The following is a 21,034-nucleotide window of genomic DNA, read 5'->3' on the forward strand; positions in this document are numbered from 1 at the left end:
CCGTCTAGACCTTGTGCCAGCGCAGGCGGTTGCCTCGGTTGCCGTCCTTGCGACACTCCAGCGGCTCGCCGAGCAGGCCGATCCCGCTCGCGCCTTCCGGGCTGCACGACGCGCCCTCGGAGACGAACAGCCCTTGCTGCGGGGGCGTGCTCGGCGTCGTGGTCTGCGGGGGCGGTGGCGGTGCCTGCACGGGCGGCGGCTTCGGCTGCGCGGTCGTCGTGGTGGTGGTGGTCGTCGTCGTGGTCGTGGTGCTGACCGTGATGTCGACGACATCCGGTGTCGGCACGATGCTGACCGACTGGGTCGGAGTAGTTGGCTGCGTGCTCGAGGCCGGCGACGAGAGCGGGCTGGAGTCGATGCTCCACCCGGCCACGCCCAGCACGATGAGCAGTCCCAGGCTCGCCAAAGCCGGGATCCACAGCGACTTGCGGGTGAGCACGGGTGCACCTTAAGCGTCAGAGAGCTTGATCTGTAGGGGTGAAGGGGTGTACGTCGGTTTCCGGAACACGGGCACGTAGGCTGACCAGCGTGCCTACGCTCGCTGACTACCAGCACGTCGCCCGCGGCAAGGTTCGCGAACTCTACGACGTCGACGACGAGCTGCTGCTGTTCGTCGCGTCGGACCGGATCTCGGCCTACGACCACGTCCTGAGCACCGAGATCCCGGACAAGGGCCGGGTGCTGACCGCGATGAGCGTGTTCTGGTTCGAGCGGCTCGCCCCCAACCACCTGGTCGCCTACGACGACCCGCGCATCCCGGCCGAGGTCCGCGGCCGCGCGCTGCTGGTGCGCAAGCTGCAGATGGTCGACGTGGAGTGCGTGGCACGCGGCTACCTGACGGGTTCTGGCATGGCCGACTACACGGCAACGGGCGCGGTGTGCGGGATCGAGCTGCCGGCCGGGCTGGTCGAGGCGTCCGAGCTGACGCCGCCGATCTTCACGCCCGCGTCGAAGGCCGAGATCGGGGCGCACGACGAGAACGTGTCGTTCGAGGTCATCGCGGAGAAGCACGGTGTCGAGCTGGCGTCGAAGCTGCGCGACCGGACGATCGAGCTGTACAGCGAGGCGCGCGCGTACGCGTTGACGCGCGGCCTGATCCTGGCGGACACGAAGTTCGAGTTCGGGCTGGACGCCTCGGGCGAGCTGATCCTTGCCGACGAGGTGTTCACGCCGGACTCGTCGCGGTACTGGCCGGCCGAGGGCTACGAGCCCGGTCGCGTGCAGCCGTCGTTCGACAAGCAGTACGTCCGCGACTGGCTGACGTCCGATGCGTCCGGCTGGGACCGCAAGAGCGATGTTCCGCCGCCTCCGCTGCCCGCGGACGTCGTCGAAGCCACCCGGAATCGGTACGTGGAGGCGTACGAGCGGCTCACTGGCCGGTCTTTCGCTGACTGGCTCGCCTGAGTTAGCTCCGCTTTCACGCGGATGTCACCACGGCATGGCGCACTCAGAACGTGCATTCACAGCTCGTGGTCTCACTGTCCGGCATCGGTCCGCAGACACTCGACCGATGCGCTGATCTCGCCGCGGCCCTCGACCCGCGGAAGGTGCCGTTGTCGCTGCTCGTGAAACCTCGCGAGCTCGGCAAGGCGCAGGAATGGGTGCGGCAGCGCGCCGCGCTCGGCGATGACGTCGTGCTGCACGGTCTCGGCCAGCGGCGGCTCCCTGCCTATGAGGCGGGGTTGTTGCTGACGGGTGCCCGCGTGCAGATGGAAGCCATCGGCCTGAACACCACCACGTTCGCCCCACGGCGGTGCGTCGCGTCGCCCGGCACGTTGATCGCGCTGGCCAAGCACAGGTTCAACCGCTGTGCCGACGCCCACGCCGTGCGCGACGTCGGCACCGGGCTCGCGACGCTCGGCCGGCTGCACGCGCTGACCGAGCGCAGCAGCTTCGGTGAGCTGCGCTCGCTCGCGCTCGTCTACGCGACGGCACGGTCCGCGCGCCGCGGAGGTCTGACCCGGATCACCGTCGACGCCCGCGACCTGGACCGGCCGGGTGCGCGGCAGGCCGTGCTCGACGCCGTGGACATCGCGCTCGCGCACGACGCCGAGCCGACGACCTACGTCAAACTGCCGTCTCCTCGCTTGGCGTCAGCGGCCTGACCTCGGTGCCCTCCGGCTTCAACATGTCGAACAGCGCGTAGGCGTTCTGCGGCATCGACAGCAGCTTCTCGTGGATGGGCACGGCGACGCGCGGCTTGATCGCGCGCATGAAGTCGACGGCCTCGCCCAGCCTGAGCCACGGAGCGCCGGAGGGCAGGCCGAGCACGTCGACGTCCTCGTCCGGCACGAACAGCGAGTCGCCGGGGTGGTAGAACGCGCCGTCGCCGACCACGTACGCGGTGTTCGGCACGATGGGGATGTCCTGGTGGATCATCGCGTGCTTGCCGCCGACGACCTTCACCGTGGTGTCGCCGACCTTGATGACGTCGCCCGGCTGGGCGACCGTCGGATTCTCGACGCTGGGCGCCGATCCCTCGTCCACGATGAGCTGAGCTTGCGGGTTCCGCGCGAGCAGTGCGGGCAGCCTCTCGGTGTCCAGGTGGTCGTAGTGCTGGTGCGTGATGAGCACTGCGTCCAGGTCTTGCACGTCCTCGAACCCCGCGGAGAACGTGCCGGGGTCGATCAGGATGCGCGTCGACCCGGTGTCCAGAAGCACGCAGGCGTGGCCGAAATGGACAACTCGCATGGATTCCTCCATTACCGACTTTTGGCGGGCTGACACGGTCAGGTGACGTCGGAAGTATCAAAAGGCATGAGGAAAACCCTGCAACTCCTCACGGCACTGGCACTCGCCCTGCCGATGACGTCCTTCGTCCCTGCTACCACCACCTCTACTCCTGCTCAGGCGGCCTCGCCGCAATCCCAGGAGATCGGAACTGAGGAATCGATCTCAGTCCGCGTGGGTGGTGCAAACCGTTCTGCTGTGATCGACAGGCCGGGTTCCGGTTACGTGAAGATCCATTTCACCGACCTCCGGATCCTGCCCGGCGACGTGCTCACGGTGTCGAACCCTGACGGCACCGAGAAGTACACCTACAACCGGGATCTTCGATCTTCGTTGACGGCGACTCCTGACGCGACCGGTTTCTGGGCCATGTCGGTCACGGGCTCATCAGCCGTGGTGTCGTTGAAGAACCCGCTGTCGCGCGTGCGGATCGACAAGATCACGCGCGGCTACACCGAGGCCGAGATGTCCTCGCAGCCGTCCGTGCAGAGCATCTGCGGCACGAACGACTACAAGGACGCGGTCTGCTACCAGTCGAGCAACCCGACCGAGTGGGGCAAGACCGCGTCCGTCGCGAAGTTGCTGAAGAACGGCAGCTCGTTGTGCACGGCGTGGCGGGTCGGCCCGAAGAACAACATGCTCACCAACAACCACTGCTTCACCAGCACCAACGGCATCGAGGTCTGGTTCAACTACCAGTGCCCGACCTGCGGCGGCACCACGTCCGCCACGGTCACCAAGGTTCTGGCGGACAGGGTGATCAAGACCGACTCCGGTCTCGACTACACCCTCTTCTCCGTGAACAACTTCACGGCCATCAGCTCGTTCGGCTACCTCGAACTGGACGCGCGCGTTCCGGCCGTGGGTGAGGAGATGTACATCGTCGGCCACCCGGCCGGGAAGCTGAAGAAGTTGTCATTGCGCGACAACAACAACGGCGGCGGCTACTGCGTCGTGCGCGCGGTGCGGGTCAACGGCAACGTGTCGCAGTCCGACATCAGCTACATGTGCGACACCGAAGGCGGCTCGTCCGGTTCGCCGGTGCTGTCGAGGCGCACGCACAAGGTGATCGGGCTCCACCACTTCGGCGGCTGCCCGAACCAGGGCGTGCGCATCGACCTCGTCGCCGCGCAGATCAACCCACTGCTGTAAGGATTTCCTGCTCTTCCTCCGCGGTGAGCCCAGCCTTGCGAGGCCGGTCCAGCCCGAGGCCGCGCTCGTACTCCAGCGAGTCGAGCGCGGTCTCGGCGAGCGGCCTCGTTTTGAGCCCGTTGGCGAACGCGTTGCTGACATCGCGACCGACCATCTTGGCCCACTCCTGCGGCAGCCACAGCGGCAACGACCGCGGCCCGGCCCACGGGTTGATCTCCAGCTGCTGCAGGACGTTCTCCGGCACGCTGACGATCTGCGTCCCCGGCGCCGCCGTCGCGCCCGCGATCTCCCCGATCGCCATCTGGAACGGCATGACCGGCCCGGTCGAGTCGTACGTGCCGGTGACTCCCTCCTCGGCAGCGAACACGATCCACTGCGCCAAATCCCGCACGTCGATGTGCTGGAACCCCAGGTCGGGGCTGTCCGGCACCACGACCTTCCCGCCCTGGCTGAAGCGCGCGGGCCAGTACCCGAACCTGTCACTCGGGTCGTCCGGCCCGGTGATCAGCCCGGCCCTGACGATGAACTCGCGCCCTGCCACCGCTTCCCTGACGGCGTTCTCGCTGGCCACCTTCACGCTGCCGTACCGCTCAGCCGTGAACTCCTGCGTCGGGTCGTCCTCCAGCGGCGGCAGGAGTTCGTCGCTGCCACTGCTGTGGTCCGCGTAGACCGAGATGCTGGACACGAACGTCCAGTGCGGCGTCGTTGCGCCGAACGCCTCCAGCGCGTCCCGCACCCAGTTCACCGAGTACTTGGACACGTCGATGACCGAGTCGAACTGCTCGCCCGCCAGCTGGCCGAACGCGCCGGGCCGGTTTCTGTCGATCGAGACGAGGCGTGCGCCATCGGGGACCTCACCCGAGGCACCGCGGGCGCCGCACAGCACCTCGTGGCCCCGGCGCACCGCCTCCGCCACGATGGCCTTGCTGAGGAACACGGTTCCGCCGAGCACCAGGATCTTCATGATCTCCAGCATCCGTCGGATCCGGCTCGGGTGCCACCGGTCTCGCTTTCGGCGAAATAGCTTGTTGGAATGGGTCCAACACCCGGTCGTTCGGACCCGATCGGCTGGACGTGGTGAACTGTTGTTCGGACCCGGCCGATGGACGTTTCGTGAGTCTGCACGCCTTCGTCGACGAGTCGCGGCGAAACGACACGTACCTGCTGGCGGTGGCCTTGGTGCCGCCCGGCCAGTTGCACAAGTTCCGCAAGGCCTTGCGCTGTCTGCTGATGCCTGGGCAGCGGGAACTGCATTGCAAGAAGGAGACCCCCAGTCGCCGCAAAGCGATCGCGTCCCGGATGGTGGAGGAGAAGGTCTCCGTGCGGCTGTACAGGAGCAGCTGTGACCAGGGTGACGAACAGGCGCGTCAAGCGTGCGTCCGGCGGCTCGTCGAGGATTTGCTGCAAGCCGGTGCTCATCGACTCGTCCTTGATTCGCGTGCCCAGCGAGACCAGCACGACCTCCTGACCATCCGCACATCACTTGGCCACGTCGCGTTGTCCACGAACCTCGTCTACGAGCACTGCCGCAGCAGCAACGAGGAGCTGCTGTGGATCGCGGATTTCGCGGCCTGGTGCTACGGCTCCGGCGGTGAGTGGCGGGAGCGGGTGATGCCGATCGTCGAGTCGGTCGTCGACCTGAACTAGCCCCAAAAAGCGCGATACCCAGCCGTCGACCGTCCGGACGTGGGCTGGGTACACTTCCTCGGCTTACGGGCCTCGGCACGTCCAACTCTACCAAACAGCGCCGCCGAGGCAAGCTCGTTCACCCGGTGGTGAGCCGGTGAAGATGTGCCGCCCACCACGTGTCGTCTGGATGAACCCCCAGGTCAGGTAGGGTCTCGGAGTACCGCCAGCCCCTCAAACCCGGGAGCAGTCTGTCGTGGCCCGAGTCGTCGTCGACGTCATGCCGAAGCCCGAAATTCTCGACCCGCAAGGCCAGGCGGTGGCGAACGCGCTGCCGCGTCTTGGCTTCGACGGCATCACCGCCGTCCGCCAGGGCAAGCACTTCGAGCTGGAGGTCGCCGACGACGTCGACGACGCCACGCTCGCCAAGATCGCTGAGACCTTCCTCGCCAACCCCGTGATCGAGGACTGGACCGTGCGCAGGGTCGAGGCATGAGGGTCGGTGTCATCACCTTCCCCGGCACGCTCGACGACGTCGACGCCCAGCGCGCCGTCAGGTACGCCGATGGGGAGGCTGTGCCGCTCTGGCACGGCGACCACGACCTCAAGGGTGTCGACGCCGTCATCGTCCCCGGCGGGTTCTCGTACGGCGACTACCTGCGCTGCGGTGCCATCGCCCGGTTCGCGCCGGTCATGCAGGAAGTGATCGAGGCCGCGCACAAGGGGATGCCGGTTCTGGGCATCTGCAACGGCTTCCAGATCCTCGCCGAGGCCCACCTGCTGCCGGGCGCGTTGGTGCGCAACCACAAGCTGCACTTCGTGTGCCGCGACCAGTGGCTCGCCGTCGAGAACAACACCACGCCGTGGACCACCAGGTACGACAAAGGTGCCGAGATCCTCGTGCCGCTGAAGTCCGGCGAGGGCGGCTACCAAGCCGACCAGAAGACACTCGACGAACTCGAAGGTGAGAACCGAGTCGTCTTCCGGTACGTCGGCGAGAACCCGAACGGCAGCCGCAACAACATCGCGGGCATCACCAACGCCAGGGGCAACGTCGTCGGCCTCATGCCGCACCCCGAGCACGCCATCGACGCGCTCACCGGCCCGACCGACGACGGTCTGGGGATGTTCCTGTCGCTTCTCGACGCAGTGCAGGTGAAGGCATGAGCATCGACACCGTCAAGAACGCCGAAGCCACGCCCGACCAGGAGCAGCCCTACAAGGAGCTGGGCCTGAAGGACGACGAGTACGCGCGCATCAAGGAAATCCTGCAAAGGCGCCCAACGGACGCCGAGCTCGCCATGTACTCGGTCATGTGGAGCGAGCACTGCTCCTACAAGTCGTCCAAGGTGCACCTCAAGTACTTCGGCGACACCACGACCGACGAGATGCGCGCCAAGATGCTCGCGGGCATCGGCGAGAACGCCGGCGTCGTCGACATCGGTGACGGCTGGGCGGTTACGTTCAAGGCCGAGAGCCACAACCACCCGTCGTACGTCGAGCCCTACCAGGGCGCGGCCACGGGGGTCGGCGGCATCGTGCGCGACATCCTCGCCATGGGCGCCCGGCCGCTCGCGGTCATGGACCCGCTGCGGTTCGGCAAGCCCGACGCCGAAGACACCAAACGCGTCCTGCCCGGCATCGTCGCGGGCGTCGGCGGCTACGGGAACTGCCTCGGCCTGCCGAACATCGGCGGCGAGGTCGTGTTCGACGAGTCCTACCAGGGCAACCCGCTGGTCAACGCCCTGTGCGTGGGTGCGATGCGGGTCGAGGACCTGCACCTCGCGCACGCGTCCGGCACCGGCAACAAGGTCATCTTGTACGGCGCGCGCACGGGCCTCGACGGCATCGGCGGGGTCAGTGTCCTGGCCAGCGAGACGTTCGACGACAGCGCCGGCAAGCGCAAGAAGCTGCCGAGCGTGCAGGTCGGCGACCCGTTCACGGAGAAGGTCCTGATCGAGTGCTCGCTGGAGCTCTTCGAGAAGGGCATCGTCGTCGGCATCCAGGACCTCGGCGGCGCCGGGCTGTCCTGCGCCACGAGCGAGCTGGCGTCCGCTGGTGACGGCGGCATGCACGTCTGGCTCGACCGGGTCCCGCTCAGGGCGAAGAACATGACTCCGGCCGAGATCCTCTCCAGCGAGTCCCAGGAACGCATGTGCGCGGTCGTCGAGCCCGCGAACGTCGAGGCGTTCATGGAGGTCTGCCGCAAGTGGGACGTCATCGCCACCGAGATCGGTGAGGTGACCGACGGCGACCGCCTGGTGATCACCTACCACGACGAGGTCGTCGTGGACGTGCCGCCGCGCACCGTCGCGCACGAGGGCCCGGTCTACCACCGGCCCATCCAGCGACCGGCGGACCAGGATGAGCTGCAGGCGAACACGCCGGACAGCCTCGAAAGGCCCGAGAACGTCCTCGAACTCATCAAGATCATGGCGGCCAGCCCGAACCTGGCTTCCAAGAAGTGGGTCACGCAGCAGTACGACCGGTACGTCCGCGGCGGCACGGTCCTCGCGCAGCCGAGCGACGGCGGCATGATCCGGATCGACGAGGAGACCGGCCGCGGGGTCGCTCTCTCGACGGACTGCAACGGCCGCTACACCAAGCTCGACCCGTACGAGGGCGCGAAGCTGGCGCTCGCCGAGGCCTACCGCAACGTCGCGGCCACCGGTGCCACGCCGGTCGCCGTCACGAACTGCCTCAACTTCGGCTCGCCGGAGGACCCCGGCGTGATGTGGCAGTTCGAGCAGGCCGTGAAGGGCCTCGCGGACGGCTGTGCCGAGCTCGGCATCCCGGTGACCGGCGGCAACGTCAGCTTCTACAACCAGACCGGCACCACGGCGATCCTGCCGACGCCGGTCGTGGGTGTGCTGGGCGTGATCGACGACGTGCGACGCCGCATCCCCACCGGGATCGGCGCGGAGGCCGGCGAGACGCTGCTGCTGCTCGGCGAGACGCGCGACGAGTTCGGTGGCTCCGAGTGGGCCCACCACGTGCACGGCCACCTCGGCGGGCTGCCGCCGAAGGTCGACCTGCAGCGCGAGAAGCTGCTCGGCCAGGTCCTCGTCGCGGGTTCCCGGGACGGCATGGTCTCGGCCGCGCACGATCTCTCCGAGGGCGGCCTGGCCCAGACGCTGGTCGAGACGTGCCTGATCGGCGAGGTGGGCGCGCGCGTGTTCCTGCAGGGCGACCTGTTCACCGAGCTGTTCAGCGAGTCCGCCGGCCGCGTGCTGGTCGCGGTTCCCCGCACGGAGGAGCAGCGCTTCACCGACATGTGCACCGCGCGGCGCCTGCCGTGGCGCAAGGTCGGTGTCGTCGACCCGGGGTCGAAGGCGCTGGAGATCCAGGGGCTCGGTGAGCTGCCGCTCGACGAGCTGCGCGAAGCCTGGGAGGGCACCCTCCCGGCTCTGTTCGACTAGAACCTGCAGCGCATCGCCGTCAGCTGGCGGCGATGCGCTGCAACTGGTCGAACTTGCCGTTGAACAGGTTCTGGTCACCGGGGAAGAGCCCGGCCGCCTGCCACTGCCAGATGGTGTGGAACTCGAAACCCATGGGCAGCGGGCCGAGCTTCGAGTTGTAGTGCGCCACCCACAACGGGTTGTTCTCACCGAACTTCACCGAGCCGCCGACGCACTTGTTCCACCAGCTGGTGGACGTGTAGATCGCCGGATATCGCTTGGTGAGCACGAAAACCCTGTCGCTGAACGCCTTCACCCACGCCGTCATCGCGGCCTGGTCCATCTTGTAGCAGGTGTCGCCGTACGGGTTGTACTCCATGTCCAACGCCGGCGGCAGCGTCCGGCCGTCCGGCGACCAGCCACCGCCGTTGTTGACGAAGAAGTTCGCCTGCGCCACGCCGTCGGAGCGATCGGGCAGCGCGAAGTGGTACGCGCCGCGGATCATGCCGGCGTCGTAGGAACCGTTGTACTGCTGGGTGAACTTCGGGTTCCGGTAGTGGGTGCCCTCGGTCGCCTTGACGTAGGTGAACCGGGCTCCTTTGTCCCAAGAGGACTTCCAGTCGACGTCACCCTGGTGGCTGCTGACGTCCATCCCGGGCACTTTGCCCTCTGTCGGCGGGTCTTCCTCCGCCCGCAGATCACCAAGGCCTTCGTGCTTCAGGACTTGAGACCCCGCGAAGTGGTCCGCGGAGCCCTCTGGCAAGGGCGCCGCGGACGCGGGTGCCGGTGTCATACCGGCGACGATCGCCACGATGCTGATCAAGGTCCGCATGGACTAGATCGTGCGACCATTTGTCCTGATTTGCCACCGGGGTCACCCGTCCAGGCGGGTCAGCTCGTCCTTGGTCAACTCCAGGTGGGTGGCCTGGGCCGAATCGCGGATGCTCGCCGGTCGAGAAGCACCCGGAATGGGGACTACCACTTCGGACTTCGCCAGCATCCACGCGAGACACACCTGGTGTGCGCTCACGCCGTGCGCGTCGCCGACCTCCTTGAACGGACCGCTCAACGCACCCGCCTTGCTGATCCCGCCGAACGGGCTCCACGGCAGGAAAGCGATGCCGAGCTTGTCGCACAGCTCGAGCTCCGGCTCGCTCGACCGGAACGACGGCGAGAACTGGTTCTGCACGGCCGTCAGCCGCCCGCCCAGGATCTCGTTGGCCAGCACGATCTCCTCCGGGTTGAAGTTGGAGACGCCGGCGTAGCGGATCTTCCCGTTGTCCAGCAGCTCCTTCAGTGCACCGACCGACTCGGCGATCGGCGTCCTCGGGTCCGGCCGGTGGAACTGGTACAGGAAGATCTGGTCGACCCCGAGCCGTCGCAGCGACCCGTCGACGGCGTTCAGCAGGTATTCGCGGGTGCCGTTCAGGCCCCAGCCGCCGCCCGGCACGCGGGTGTGACCGCCCTTGGTCGCGACGAACACCTCCTCGGACCTGCCGCGCAACGCCTCGGCGATCAGCTCCTCGTTGTGCCCGAAGTCGCTGTCGTCGAGCGAGTAGGCGTCGGCGGTGTCGATGAACGTCACGCCGGCGTCGAGCGCGGCGTGAATGGTCTCGACGGCCTGCGCGCGGTCCGGCCTGCCCTGGATGGAGATGGGCATGCCGCCCAGACCGATGGCGCTGACCTCGACTTCTCCGATACGACGCTTCTGCATGTCCTCCACTCTGGCCCACTTGGATTAAGCTGTCCAACGCAAAGAAGTGATCTCATTGAGCACTGCGGGTGATGAATCGTGGAACTCAGACAGCTCGAGTACTTCCTCGCGGTCGCCGACGAATGTCATTTCACGAGGGCTGCGCGCCGGATGCACGTCTCCCAGTCGGGCCTCTCGGCGTCGATCCGGGCGCTGGAGGTCGAGCTCGGCGCGCCGCTGTTCCTGCGCACCACCCGCCAGGTCGAGCTGACCCAGGCGGGACGAGCCCTGCTGCCAGAGGCGCGCAGGGCGTTGACCAGCATCGACTCGGCGAGGGACGCGGTCGCCGCCGTGCAGGGACTGCTGCGCGGCACGTTGTCCGTCGGCAGCCTGCAGTGCCTGCACGTGGTGCACCTGCCCGCGGTGCTGGCGCGGTTCCACGAGATCCACCCCGGCGTGGAGATCCGGATGCGCCAGTCCGGCAACGCCGAGCTGGTCGAGGAGGTTCGCGCGGGCAGGCTCGACCTGGCGTTCGTCACGCGTCAGCCGAAGATGGCCGACGATGTCAGAGTGTCCACTTTGGCCACCGAACCGCTGATGCTGGCGTGCGCACTCGGAAGTCCCTTCGCCGACCGGGACTCCGTCGGCCTGGAGGAGCTCGCGGGGCTGCCGTTCGTCGATTTCAACCCCGAATGGGGCACGCGCGACGTCGCCGACCGCACGCTCGCCGCGGCCGGGGTCGAGCGGCGCGTCGCCGTCGAGGTCAACGACGTGCACTCACTTCTCGACTTCGTCGGGTTCGGCCTCGGCGTCGCGCTAGTCCCGCAGTCCTTCGTCGTCAAGACGAACAGCGCGTGCTTCGTCGGCCTTCGCGGGGACCTTCCCGTTGCCGAGACCGTGGTCGTCACGAGCAACACCGTCAGCGCCGCCGCGAGCGTCCTGCTCGACATGGTCGCCGAAGCCAAGTCCGGCCGCCTCCGTGCTGCCGGTTAGGTGCCAGCCGGTCGCGGGCTCGCGGAACTCGGTGCCCTCCAGCACCTTCATCTCGCCGCGCTGCTCGGGCGCCTTCGGTGACGGGTGGAAGAACCTGCCCAACTGGGCGGTCCCGAAGTCCCCGCTCAGCTCCACCTCGTGAGCGAAAGTGACCTCCTGGAACGAGATCCCGCCCTCGAACCTGCCGTTCTCCATCTGCAGCCTGCCGTGGAACGTGCCGCCGGAGAACAAGGTGACGCTCTGCACGTGGACGTTGCGCAGGTTCGTGATGCCGTAGAACTGGGCTCGGCGGGCGACGAACCTGTTGACGTGCCTGCCGTCCAGGGAGAAGTACTCGAGCGTCGCCCCGGTCAGATCCAGGTTCAGGTGGTAGTGCTTGCGCGTTTTCCGCCACGACAGCGTGTCCTTGATCAGCCGCTGCGCGGTCAGCCGCACCTGGTGCTCCAGACGGACTGCCTGAGGCACATCGCCGAAGTCCTGGTCCGGGTCGGCCGGCTCGGCCAGGTGAGAGGGGTGCTCGAAGGGGCGGCGCAGGTACGCGCACAGCACGTCGATCACGGTCTGCCGGTAGCGCGGGGTGGAGTTCGCCAGCGCCGCCAGCGCGTGCATCGCGCCCACCCGCACCTGGTCAGCCTCGTTGCCGAGCAGCTCGACCGAGCGCGCGAACCGTTCGTCCGCGGTTTTCTCGCTTTCCAGGAAGTGCTTCCTGTCGTTGAGCCACAACGCGTAGAGCGCGACGATCGCGCCGCCCGCCACGCCCGCGGTCTTCACGATCTCCACCGGCGGCGCCTTGAACCACCAGAGCAGCACCGCGGTCCCGGCGGTGACGATGGCGGCCATCACCACCGCGAGCAGCCACTTCACGTCAGTTCCTCCACGCTTCGGGAAGATCGGCTTCCACCGCGAACGTACAGCCGTCCGCCTTCACGTCCGCCCACTCCGAGTCGGCGAACTTGGTCTCCCCGCCGAACTTCGTGTTGGTGAACACGGCGAGACCGCGCGACTTGAACCGGCTGAACCACGCCTTGCCGCGGATCTCCGTGTGGTGCACCTGGAACCGGCCGTTCGCCACTGCCTCGGTGACGTAGAAGTGGCCGTGGATCAGCATGTGGTGGAACGAGTTGGAGTCCTCGAAGTGGGCGACCCTCATGTACAGGTCGCCGACCTGCCGGTACGAGAGGTCCATGAACTCCAGGTGCGCCTTGGTCAGGTTGAGGTCGTACTGCGGGGCGTTCTCCTCGCCCAGACGTGGCAGCAGGTCCTCGATCAGCCGTTGCGAGGTGAGCCGGACCTCCAGTTCGATCTCCTCGGGGTCGTTGCTCGTCTTCTTGTACGGACGGCGCAGGTACGCGCAGAGGATGTCGAGCACCGTCTGCGTGTAGTCGGCCCTGGACTTCGCCAGGCCGGCCAACGCGTGCATGGCGCCCACGCGGACCTGCGCCGCATCGTGCCCCAGCAGCTCCACAGCGCGTGCGAACCGTTCGTCGGCGACACGGGACCTGTCGTGCTCGATGCGCTGGCTCTCGAGCTCCTGGCGGGCCTCCTCGACCTTGCGGCGCCGGTCGTTGAGCCACAACGCGTAGAGCGCCACGATCGCGCCGCCCGCGAGCCCGCCCGTCTTGATGGCCTCGTGCTTCGGCGCGCCGGGGTCGATGAGCAGCAGGACACCGCCGACCAGCACGAACGCGCCGAGCGAGGCGAGAATGGTCGGAAGAAGCAAACTTTTCGCGCGGCGGTGCTTGCGTGCGCCGCCGACCGGCAGGAACCTCACGAGATCGGCATTCTGCCAACCAGGTGGTGTGCCAGGCTGACGTATTGGCCGATGATGGGCTGAACGGGTTCCTACGCGAACGGGGTGGGCGGGTGGAGCGGCCGAACTGGGCGCCAGGAGACATCGACCTGGAGCGGCCGAGCGTCGCGCGTGTGTACGACTACTGGTTGGGCGGCGCGCACAACTTCGCCGCGGACCGGGCCGCCGCGCAGAAGACGCTCGAGTACCTGCCCGAGCTGCGCAACATCGTGCTGAACCACCGCGCGTTCCTGCGCCGGGCGGTCCGCTACCTGCTGAGCAGGGGCATCAGGCAGTTCCTGGACCTCGGCTCCGGCATCCCGACGGTCGGCAACGTGCACGAGATCGCCCAGACCGCCGACCCGAACTCGCGGATCGTCTACGTCGACATGGATCCGGTCGCGGTCGCGCACAGCCGGTCGCTGCTCAACGGCAACGACCGGGTGAGCGTGCTGCAGGCCGACGTGCGCGACCCGGAGTCGGTGCTCACCTCGGCCGAGGTGACCGAGCAACTGGACTTCGACGAGCCGGTCGGCGTGCTGATGATCGCGCTGCTGCACTTCGTGTCGGACGACGACAACCCGACGGGCATCATCGGCGGCTACCGCGACCGTCTCGTTCCCGGCAGCTTCCTCGCCGTCTCCCACGCGGGCTACGAGGCCGACGAGGAGACCGGCTCGTACCGGGCCGCGAGGTCCAACTACGACCGCAGCGTCACACAGATGACATATCGCAACAAAGTCGAGTTCACCAAGCTCTTCGAGGGGTTCGCGCTGGTCGAACCCGGTGTCGCGCGGCTGCCCGCGTGGCACCCGGAGTCGCCGGACGACCTGGACGACGCGGGCACGTCGTTCCCGGGCTTCGGCGCGGTGGGCCGGAAGGAGTAAAGGTGACTCCGCACGGCGACCGCCCGTATGCTGCGCGTTCGTGGCGTTAGGGCCGAGCAGATGACCGAACGGGTAGACCAGCGTTTGCGCGAGGATCGCTCTCCTTTGGGCCCGGCCGTTCTGGCCGGTGCCGAGTCGTTCGCGCGCAGCTGGGCCACGGCTGTCATCGGTTCGAGCTACGTCCCGATGACCCGCGCCGAGGTCGCCCAGCACCTCCAGGACCTCACCGAGATGCTGGTCGAGGCGCTGTTCGCGAGCCCGTTCCGCACCGCACCCGGCTACGACATCGGCTCCAAGCTGGTCGACGCGCACTTCACCGGCACGGACACGCTGGGCCGCACCGTGCAGCTGCTCGGCGACGACCTGCTGGCCGAGCTGGGCTTCCCCGGTGACGAACGTCTGCAATCCCGGCTCGCGGCTCTGCAGGGCGCGCTGGCCGCCGGGTACGCCCGTGCCCTGCGCGAACGCACGCTCGCCGAGCAGGAGGCGATCAGGGCCGCTGTCCTGGACGCCCGCGACCAGGCGGAAGCGATGCTGCGGGCGTCGGAGGCCCGGTTCCGCGCGATGTTCACCGAGGCCGCGATCGGCATCGGCATCGCGGACATCGAGGGCCGGATACTGGACGTCAACCAGGCACTGCAGGACATGCTCGGGTTCAGCGTCGAGGAGATGCGCCAGTACAACGTGCGCGACCTCATGCACCCCGAGGACGCGGGCAGCGTGTGGCGGCTCTACGACCAGCTCATCGCGGGCGAGTGCGACCACTACCGCGCCGAGAAGCGCTTCCACCGGGCCGACGGCGAGCAGGTGTGGACGCATCTGACGTTGTCACTGGTCCGCGACGACCACGGCGAGCCGCAGTACCAGGTCGCGATGATCGAGGACGTCACCGATCGCCACCTGCTGCAGAACCGCCTGCGCTACCAGGCGCTGCACGACCCGCTGACCGGCCTGCCGAACCGCGCGCTGTTCCTCGAACGGCTGGGGCGCGTCTTCAACAACCGGGCCAAGCACGTCCGGGCCGGTCTTTGTTACCTGGACCTGGACGGCTTCAAGGTCATCAACGACTCGCTGGGCCACGACATAGGAGATCAGCTCCTGGTCGAGGTCGGCCGGCGCCTGGACCACTCGGTGTCCGGCGAGGGCAAGCTGGTCGCGCGCATGGGCGGCGACGAGTTCGTGATCCTGGTCGAGGGCTCGACCGGCGAACAGGACATCGTCGACGTGGCGGACCGGGTGCTGACCGAGCTGGAGGCGCCGATCCGCATCGCGGGCCACGAGCTTTCGGTTTCCGCGTCCATCGGCATCGTCGAACGGCAGCTGTCCGGCACGACGTCCGCCGATCTGATGCGCGACGCGGACATCACGCTGTACTGGGCCAAGGCCGACGGCAAGGCGCGCTGGGCGTTGTACGACCCGGAGCGCAACGCCCGCGAAGTAGCTCGCTTCACGCTGTCGGCCACGATGCCGCGTGCGTTGGAACGCGGCGAGTTCTACGTCGAGTACCAGCCTTTGGTGCGTCTGGAGGACTCCACGGTTACCGGCGTGGAGGCGTTGGTGCGCTGGCAGCACCCGGAGTTCGGCCGCCTCGCGCCGGACCGGTTCATCGAGCTGGCCGAGGAGACCGGCCTCATCGTCCCGTTAGGACGGTGGGTGCTGCGCAAGGCCTGCGAGGAAGCCCGGCGCTGGCTGGTCGAGTTCGGCGACGCGGCCCCGTTCGTCTCGGTGAACCTGGCGGTGCGCCAGTCCCGCGACCCCGAGCTGGTCCGCGACGTGAAGCGCATCCTCGACGAGTGCGCGCTGCCGCCGCACCACCTGCAGCTGGAACTGACCGAGTCCGCGATCATGGGCACCGCCGACGAGCCGCTGGAAGCGCTGCGGGCGTTGTGCGACATGGGTGTGCGCATCGCGATCGACGACTTCGGCACGGGCTACTCGAACCTCGCGTACCTGAAGCACCTGCCCGTGCACGAGCTGAAGATCGCCGGCTCGTTCATGGAGGGTCTGCGGGCCGAGCACGAGGAAGACCCGGTCGACTCGCAGATCGTGGCGACTTTGGTGCAGCTGGCGCACGCATTGGGGTTGGGTGTGACGGCTGAAGGCGTCGAGACACCTGCTCAGTCCGCCCGGCTGCTGCGGCTCGGGTGTGACACGGGCCAAGGATGGTTCTTCGCTCGTCCCGGGCCGCCCGAGAACATCGACAGTCTGCTGCGGGGAGATCTGTAGCCGCCGGAGAACATCCGGCGGCCACTCCGCGTGGTGATCTCCACTGCGGGGAACTCCCAGGGCCATGAAGTCATTGGCCCTGGTGGTGCTTCTGCTCCTGATGATGACCCCGGTCGTTCGTGCCGCGGCTGACGTCGTCCCGTTGCCCGCCGACAAGCAGGGTTTCGGGACTGCGAGGTCTGCGGCGAGCCCGGTCTGGTTCACGCTCGGCCACCAGGGCCTGTCCGAGATCTTCTTCCCGGACCTCAGCACGCCCGCGACCCGCGAAACCCGCCTGCTGGTCGACGGAAAGCCAGGTCAGGCCTACACCGAACCCGCCGACGACCGATCGTTGACGTTCCGGCAACGCCTGCGCGGCGACGGCTGGCAGGCCGAGATCACCTACGTCACCGACCCGCAGCGCGCCGCCGTGCTCGCCGACGTGGCACTCACCGCACGGCGCCCGGTCCGGATCACCGTCGACCACGTTCCGATGAAGGGCGCCAGCGAGGTGGTCAGCACGTTGCCCACCGAGCCGGTGCGGCATGCGCGCGGCACGTTCGCGGTCGGGTTCGGCGACGGTGTTGGCCAGGCCGCGCTGGACCGCGGGTTCCGCGTGGTGGCGCGGGAGTACGCGCGGGGCTGGCACGCTTACCTGGACGGACTGCGGCGCCCGAAGTCGGCGGACCCGAAGCTCTACGACATGTCCGTGATGGTGCTGGCGGCGACCGAGGACAAGACCAACCCCGGCGCGTCGATCGCGTCGCCGAGCTTCCCGTGGGCCTTCGGGTTCGATCGGGAGCTCGCACCCGAACTCGGGCCGTACGCGCTGGTGTGGCCGCGCGATCTCTACCACGTGTCGACGGCCATGATCGCGGCCGGCGATCGCGCGTTCGCCGGCCGCGCGCTGGACTTCATGCTCCAGCGGCAACAACAGCCCGACGGCCACCTCCCGCAGAACACGAAGGTGGACGGCACCCCGTTCTGGAAGAGCGTCCAGCTCGACGAGACTGCGGCACCTCTGCTGCTGGCCTGGCAACTGGACCGCCGCGACAAGTCCACTGTGGACGCGATGCGCAAAGCCGCCGACTACCTGCTGAGCTACCCGAACGCCCCGTTCAGCGAGCAGGAGCGGTGGGAGAACCAGAGCGGCTACTCGCCCGCCACGATCGCCTCGGTCGTCGCCGGCCTGGTGTGCTTCGCGGACCTGTTGCAGCGCAACGGAGAGGACGCCGGCAAGTACCTCAAGGCCGCCGACGAGTGGCAGAGCGAGGTGGAGAGCTGGACCGCGACCAGCACCGGCCCGTACGCGCCCAAGCCGTACTACCTGCGGCTGACCAAGGACGGAAACCCCGACGCGGCGACGAAGTACAACCTCGGTGACAACAACCCGGCCGACATCGACCAGCGCGCGGTCGTCGACCCGAGCTTCCTCGAACTGGTCAGGCTGGGCGTCAAACGCGCCGACGACCCGGTCATCCGCAACACCGTCGAAGTCGTCGACCAGCAGTTGAAGGAACAGGGCTACTGGCACCGGTTCACACAGGACGGCTACGGCGAGACCAAGGACGGCGGGCCGTGGAACGTGCCGAACCCAGTCCGCACCTACGGGCGCCTGTGGCCGTTGCTGACCGGCGAGCGCGGTGAGTACGAGCTGCTCATCGACCAGAAGGCGAGCGCCGCCAAGCGTCTGAGGGAAATCGCGGCCACCGCCAACAACGGCCGGATGCTGCCGGAACAGGTGTGGGGTGGCCGGGGAACCACCTCGGCCACCCCACTCGCCTGGACGCACGCGCAATACGTGCGGCTGGCGTGGTCGCTGGACGCGGGCCGTCCCGTGGAACGACCCGACGTCGTGGCGAACCGCTACTAGCGCTTCGAAACGTTGTGGCCCGACACCTCCACGACCGGCTGGGCGCCACCCAGGTCGGACGCGCGGTACTCGGCCCTGATCGTCTGGGTCTCACCGGGGAACAACGTGATGTAGTTGTCCGTCCAGTCGACCGGCAGCACCTCGGCGCCACCCGTGCCCTTGCGCAGCGACGCCCGCAGGAAGAACGCCACGGAAGTGCCGGTGTTCTTGATGGTCACGTGCGTGGCCTGCCTGCCGTCCGTGCCAGGCGTGGTCGTGGAGGACACCGACACCTGACCGGCCTTCAGCGAGCTCAACGACTTCAGGTCCGTGTACGCGGACTGCGGCGTGTAGTACCAGTCACCGCCGTTGTAGTTGAGCGTGTCCGCCTTGGTGGACAGCCAGTACACGTTGCGGTCGATCTCCTTGCCGCTGGAGTCCTTGAGCACCAACCGCACGAAGTACGCCGTGGACAGGCCAGAGGGCTGCGGCACGTTGCCGACCCGCACGGAACCGTTGGCCTTGGCCGGAACCGGGCGCGTCTCGTTCGCCTTCTGGGAGCCGTCGGAGTTGAAGACGGTCACCTGGAGGCTGAGGCCGTCCTGCGCCTGCAGACCCATGTTCACGACGGCGAGCGACTTGTCGTCGTAGGAGTACTGCGCGTGCAGGGCCTTGTTCGCCGTCTTGGCACCGAAGTACGAACCCGCGGTCGCGAGGTTGTAGTTGTAGAGGTGCCAGTACAGCTTGGGCCACGGGTCGTTCTGCATCCAGTAGATGACGCCCTGCGCCTGGTTCGCGCCGGTGTCGGAGAAGTCGCGGCCGAACGCCTCGAACTGCGCGCGGTTCGTCTCGTACTGCTGCAGCTGGGCCTTCTTCACGAAGTCGTTGACGTCAGAAGGCTTGCCGTAGCGGTTGTCCAGCGCGGTGCCCCAGAATCCGAGCTTGCTGAACGTGCCCGACGGGGACAGGTGGTACTGCGAGGCGTTGTAGTCGGTCAGCTTGTTGATCTCGGAGGAGCTGAGGAACTTCTTCAGCTCGTCCATCTCCGGGATCGCCGGGCCGGGGCCGATCTCCGACGCGAAGCCGGCCGAGCCGCCCTTCTGGTTGTTGTACCAGTAGACCGGCGGCTCCCACCAGTACGGGCCGTCCATCTTCATGCCCGAGTCACCGAGCTGAGGGGAACTGCGGCGAGCGGCCGCGGTGACGATCGGGGTCTGCCAGTCGGCCCGCTTCAGGGCGTCCAGGTAGATCTTCTCGACGGCGGCCACCGGGGCCTCGTCCGAGCCGATCAGGAACGTGAACACGCTGGGGTGGTTGCGAATCCGCTTGGCCTCGCCCTCGGCGGACGCGCCCGCGACCTTCTTGTCCTCCGCGGAGTAGCTGCCGGTGCTCTGCCACTTCGAGCAGCACTCCCAGCCGGTCATGATCAGGATGCCCATGCGGTCGGCCATGTCGTAGATCTCGTCGTTCTCGGGCTTGCCCTCGAGACGGATCGTGTTGAGGCCCATGGACTTCGTCAGCAGCATCTCGTCGGCGATCTTCTGCACGTTGGTGCGCAGGAAGAGGTCCGACGCCCAGCCGCCGCCGCGGATCAGGATCGGCTTGCCGTTGATCTGGTACTGGATGTTGCCGCTGACCATCTTCGAGGTGACCTCGCGGATGCCGAACGTCGTCTTCTGCTCGTCCGACTTCGCGCTCGCCACGGTCGCGGTCGCCGTCGCGTCGTACAGCGGCTGCGCGCCCATCTGGAACGGCCACCAGACCTGCGGGTTGCTGACGTTCAGCGTGAACGTGACCGTCTTGGTCTCGTTCGCGGCCAGGCTCACGTTCTGGCTGTAGTTCTGGCCCGCGGCACTGCCGGCGACGGTCGTGGTGACCGCGCCGCCGGTGTTGTTGCGCGCGTCGACCTTCACGGTGACCGTGGCGCTGTTCAGGTTCGGCAGCGGCAGGTCGGTCGTGACGTGCAGGCCGCGCAACGAGACAGGACCGCTCGCGGCCAGGTCGACGTCGCGGAAGATGCCCTGGTTGCGGTCGGGCGGGAGCTGGGACCAGTCGATGAAGTGGATCACCAGGTCCTTGGCCGGGTCGGACGGCGAGGCCTTGATGGCCAGCGCGTTGTCGCCCTTCTTCAGCAGGCTGGTGACGTTGAACTCGAAGGTCGGGTAGGCGCCGATCACGGTGTCGGTGCCCGCGACCTTCTTGCCGTTCAGCCAGATCTCACCGCGGGAGATGATGCCGCCGTTGAGCTTGAGGAACGTGTTGACGCCCGGCTGCGGGTCGGCCTGGAAGGTCTTGCGGTACCACCAGGGGACCTGGAAGTCCGCGCGGTTCGCCTTCTTCAGGTTGTCCGAGTAGTTGACGTCGCCGTACTTGTTGTTCGCGATCAGGCCGGCCATGACCGTCGATCGCGCGGGCACGGTGAGCCATCCGGAGTCCGAATAGGTCGGCGCGGAGATCACGTCACCGGCCTGGGTGGCGGTCTTGCTGGTCTGCATCCGCCAGTCGGGGACGGTGGAGACGGATCCGGGGCTGGCGGCCGCCTTGAGCGCCGCCCCCGTGCCGGGCACGGGGCCCGCGTTGGCTGATGTAGCTGGCACGAACAGGGCCAGACCCACCGCCGCCACGACCAGTGTCGGTAGTGGTCGGTTGCGCAGCATGTCGCTCCTCGACGCATCGGGGCGGCGGCGCTTCGGGGTATCGTAAAGAAGG

Annotated in this window: 18 protein-coding genes; 11 read left to right on the forward strand and 7 right to left on the reverse strand. The window is 67.7% G+C overall.

From position 1 onward, the window contains the following. Nucleotides 1-4: 4 nt before the first annotated feature. Nucleotides 5-439 (reverse strand): hypothetical protein, encoded by a 435-nt coding sequence (locus tag UK23_RS01360; protein ID WP_045309484.1) that lies wholly within the window; start codon nucleotides 437-439, stop codon nucleotides 5-7. Nucleotides 440-528: 89 nt separating this feature from the next. Between UK23_RS01360 and UK23_RS01365 the strand changes: the two genes are divergently transcribed. Further along, nucleotides 529-1,404 (forward strand): phosphoribosylaminoimidazolesuccinocarboxamide synthase, encoded by an 876-nt coding sequence (locus tag UK23_RS01365; RefSeq protein ID WP_045309485.1) that lies wholly within the window; start codon nucleotides 529-531, stop codon nucleotides 1,402-1,404. A gap of 50 nt (nucleotides 1,405-1,454) precedes the next feature. Next, complete coding sequence (locus UK23_RS01370; protein WP_045309486.1) at nucleotides 1,455-2,105, forward strand: hypothetical protein; 651 nt, start codon at nucleotides 1,455-1,457, stop codon at nucleotides 2,103-2,105. Here the strand turns inward: UK23_RS01370 and UK23_RS01375 are convergent. Next, complete coding sequence (locus tag UK23_RS01375; protein WP_045309487.1) at nucleotides 2,068-2,691, reverse strand: MBL fold metallo-hydrolase; 624 nt, start codon at nucleotides 2,689-2,691, stop codon at nucleotides 2,068-2,070. The genes UK23_RS01370 and UK23_RS01375 overlap by 38 nt on opposite strands. Nucleotides 2,692-2,928: 237 nt before the next feature. Here UK23_RS01375 and UK23_RS01380 point away from each other — a divergent pair, with 237 nt between their 5' ends. Beyond that, a complete protein-coding gene (locus tag UK23_RS01380) occupies nucleotides 2,929-3,882 on the forward strand; it encodes a trypsin-like serine peptidase (RefSeq protein ID WP_052684281.1) in 954 nt (317 codons plus the stop codon). Here the strand turns inward: UK23_RS01380 and UK23_RS01385 are convergent. Further along, nucleotides 3,866-4,846 carry an NAD-dependent epimerase/dehydratase family protein gene (locus UK23_RS01385; RefSeq protein ID WP_045309575.1) on the reverse strand — a complete coding sequence of 327 codons (981 nt, stop codon included), beginning with the start codon at nucleotides 4,844-4,846 and terminating at the stop codon, nucleotides 3,866-3,868. The two genes, UK23_RS01380 and UK23_RS01385, sit on opposite strands and share 17 nt — an antisense overlap. A 149-nt stretch (nucleotides 4,847-4,995) precedes the next feature. On the opposite strand from UK23_RS01385, the gene UK23_RS01390 reads away from it, so the two are divergent. The 4 genes from UK23_RS01390 (at nucleotide 4,996) to purL (ending at nucleotide 8,927) form a co-directional block, all read left to right on the forward strand. Continuing rightward, nucleotides 4,996-5,529 (forward strand): DUF3800 domain-containing protein, encoded by a 534-nt coding sequence (locus UK23_RS01390; RefSeq protein ID WP_045309489.1) that lies wholly within the window; start codon nucleotides 4,996-4,998, stop codon nucleotides 5,527-5,529. Between the two features lie 235 nt (nucleotides 5,530-5,764). Next, complete coding sequence (gene purS, locus UK23_RS01395) at nucleotides 5,765-6,004, forward strand: phosphoribosylformylglycinamidine synthase subunit PurS (protein ID WP_030465889.1); 240 nt, start codon at nucleotides 5,765-5,767, stop codon at nucleotides 6,002-6,004. Then, nucleotides 6,001-6,675 carry a phosphoribosylformylglycinamidine synthase subunit PurQ gene (gene purQ, locus UK23_RS01400; RefSeq protein WP_045309490.1) on the forward strand — a complete coding sequence of 225 codons (675 nt, stop codon included), beginning with the start codon at nucleotides 6,001-6,003 and terminating at the stop codon, nucleotides 6,673-6,675. Before purS ends, purQ begins: the two co-directional genes overlap by 4 nt. Next, nucleotides 6,672-8,927, forward strand: a complete 2,256-nt coding sequence (purL, locus tag UK23_RS01405; RefSeq protein ID WP_045309491.1) for a phosphoribosylformylglycinamidine synthase subunit PurL — start codon at nucleotides 6,672-6,674, stop codon at nucleotides 8,925-8,927. Before purQ ends, purL begins: the two co-directional genes overlap by 4 nt. 19 nt (nucleotides 8,928-8,946) lie before the next feature. On the opposite strand, the gene UK23_RS01410 is transcribed toward purL, so the two are convergent. Both UK23_RS01410 and UK23_RS01415 read right to left on the reverse strand, forming a co-directional pair. After that, on the reverse strand, nucleotides 8,947-9,738 hold the full coding sequence (locus UK23_RS01410) for a lysozyme (protein ID WP_045309492.1): 792 nt from the start codon (nucleotides 9,736-9,738) through the stop codon (nucleotides 8,947-8,949). A gap of 42 nt (nucleotides 9,739-9,780) precedes the next feature. After that, nucleotides 9,781-10,620 (reverse strand): aldo/keto reductase, encoded by an 840-nt coding sequence (locus UK23_RS01415; protein ID WP_045309493.1) that lies wholly within the window; start codon nucleotides 10,618-10,620, stop codon nucleotides 9,781-9,783. A gap of 78 nt (nucleotides 10,621-10,698) precedes the next feature. Between UK23_RS01415 and UK23_RS01420 the strand changes: the two genes are divergently transcribed. Continuing rightward, nucleotides 10,699-11,592, forward strand: coding sequence for a LysR family transcriptional regulator (locus UK23_RS01420; protein WP_045309494.1), 894 nt, complete (start codon nucleotides 10,699-10,701; stop codon nucleotides 11,590-11,592). Between the two features lie 865 nt (nucleotides 11,593-12,457). On the opposite strand, the gene UK23_RS01430 is transcribed toward UK23_RS01420, so the two are convergent. After that, the gene (locus UK23_RS01430) at nucleotides 12,458-13,363 is read right to left on the reverse strand and encodes a pentapeptide repeat-containing protein (protein ID WP_052684282.1); all 906 of its coding nucleotides are present in this window, start codon (nucleotides 13,361-13,363) and stop codon (nucleotides 12,458-12,460) included. Nucleotides 13,364-13,455: 92 nt separating this feature from the next. Between UK23_RS01430 and UK23_RS01435 the strand changes: the two genes are divergently transcribed. From UK23_RS01435 to UK23_RS01445, 3 genes are all read left to right on the forward strand, one after another. Continuing rightward, entirely contained in the window at nucleotides 13,456-14,268 is an 813-nt protein-coding gene (locus tag UK23_RS01435; RefSeq protein ID WP_045309495.1) for an SAM-dependent methyltransferase, read from the forward strand. A 60-nt stretch (nucleotides 14,269-14,328) separates the two neighbouring features. Next, on the forward strand, nucleotides 14,329-16,494 hold the full coding sequence (locus tag UK23_RS01440) for a putative bifunctional diguanylate cyclase/phosphodiesterase (RefSeq protein WP_196777574.1): 2,166 nt from the start codon (nucleotides 14,329-14,331) through the stop codon (nucleotides 16,492-16,494). A 64-nt stretch (nucleotides 16,495-16,558) separates the two neighbouring features. Beyond that, nucleotides 16,559-18,346 carry a glycoside hydrolase family 15 protein gene (locus UK23_RS01445; RefSeq protein ID WP_045309496.1) on the forward strand — a complete coding sequence of 596 codons (1,788 nt, stop codon included), beginning with the start codon at nucleotides 16,559-16,561 and terminating at the stop codon, nucleotides 18,344-18,346. On the opposite strand, the gene UK23_RS01450 is transcribed toward UK23_RS01445, so the two are convergent. Next, nucleotides 18,343-20,982 carry a glycoside hydrolase family 2 protein gene (locus UK23_RS01450; protein ID WP_052684284.1) on the reverse strand — a complete coding sequence of 880 codons (2,640 nt, stop codon included), beginning with the start codon at nucleotides 20,980-20,982 and terminating at the stop codon, nucleotides 18,343-18,345. The two genes, UK23_RS01445 and UK23_RS01450, sit on opposite strands and share 4 nt — an antisense overlap. Nucleotides 20,983-21,034 lie beyond the last annotated feature (52 nt).

Origin of the sequence: Lentzea aerocolonigenes (assembly GCF_000955955.1) — a bacterium.
Classification (GTDB): domain Bacteria; phylum Actinomycetota; class Actinomycetes; order Mycobacteriales; family Pseudonocardiaceae; genus Lentzea; species Lentzea aerocolonigenes_A.

What these genes read in the sequence shown, in the direction of transcription:
- UK23_RS01375 (WP_045309487.1), bottom strand. Translation starts at nt 2,691, where the DNA reads ATGCGAGTTGTCCATTTCGGCCACGCCTGCGTGCTTCTGGACACCGGG.
- UK23_RS01385 (WP_045309575.1), bottom strand. Translation starts at nt 4,846, where the DNA reads ATGAAGATCCTGGTGCTCGGCGGAACCGTGTTCCTCAGCAAGGCCATC.
- purQ (WP_045309490.1), top strand. Translation starts at nt 6,001, where the DNA reads ATGAGGGTCGGTGTCATCACCTTCCCCGGCACGCTCGACGACGTCGAC.
- purL (WP_045309491.1), top strand. Translation starts at nt 6,672, where the DNA reads ATGAGCATCGACACCGTCAAGAACGCCGAAGCCACGCCCGACCAGGAG.
- UK23_RS01410 (WP_045309492.1), bottom strand. Translation starts at nt 9,738, where the DNA reads ATGCGGACCTTGATCAGCATCGTGGCGATCGTCGCCGGTATGACACCG.
- UK23_RS01415 (WP_045309493.1), bottom strand. Translation starts at nt 10,620, where the DNA reads ATGCAGAAGCGTCGTATCGGAGAAGTCGAGGTCAGCGCCATCGGTCTG.
- UK23_RS01440 (WP_196777574.1), top strand. Translation starts at nt 14,329, where the DNA reads ATGACCGAACGGGTAGACCAGCGTTTGCGCGAGGATCGCTCTCCTTTG.
- UK23_RS01445 (WP_045309496.1), top strand. Translation starts at nt 16,559, where the DNA reads ATGAAGTCATTGGCCCTGGTGGTGCTTCTGCTCCTGATGATGACCCCG.
- UK23_RS01450 (WP_052684284.1), bottom strand. Translation starts at nt 20,982, where the DNA reads ATGCTGCGCAACCGACCACTACCGACACTGGTCGTGGCGGCGGTGGGT.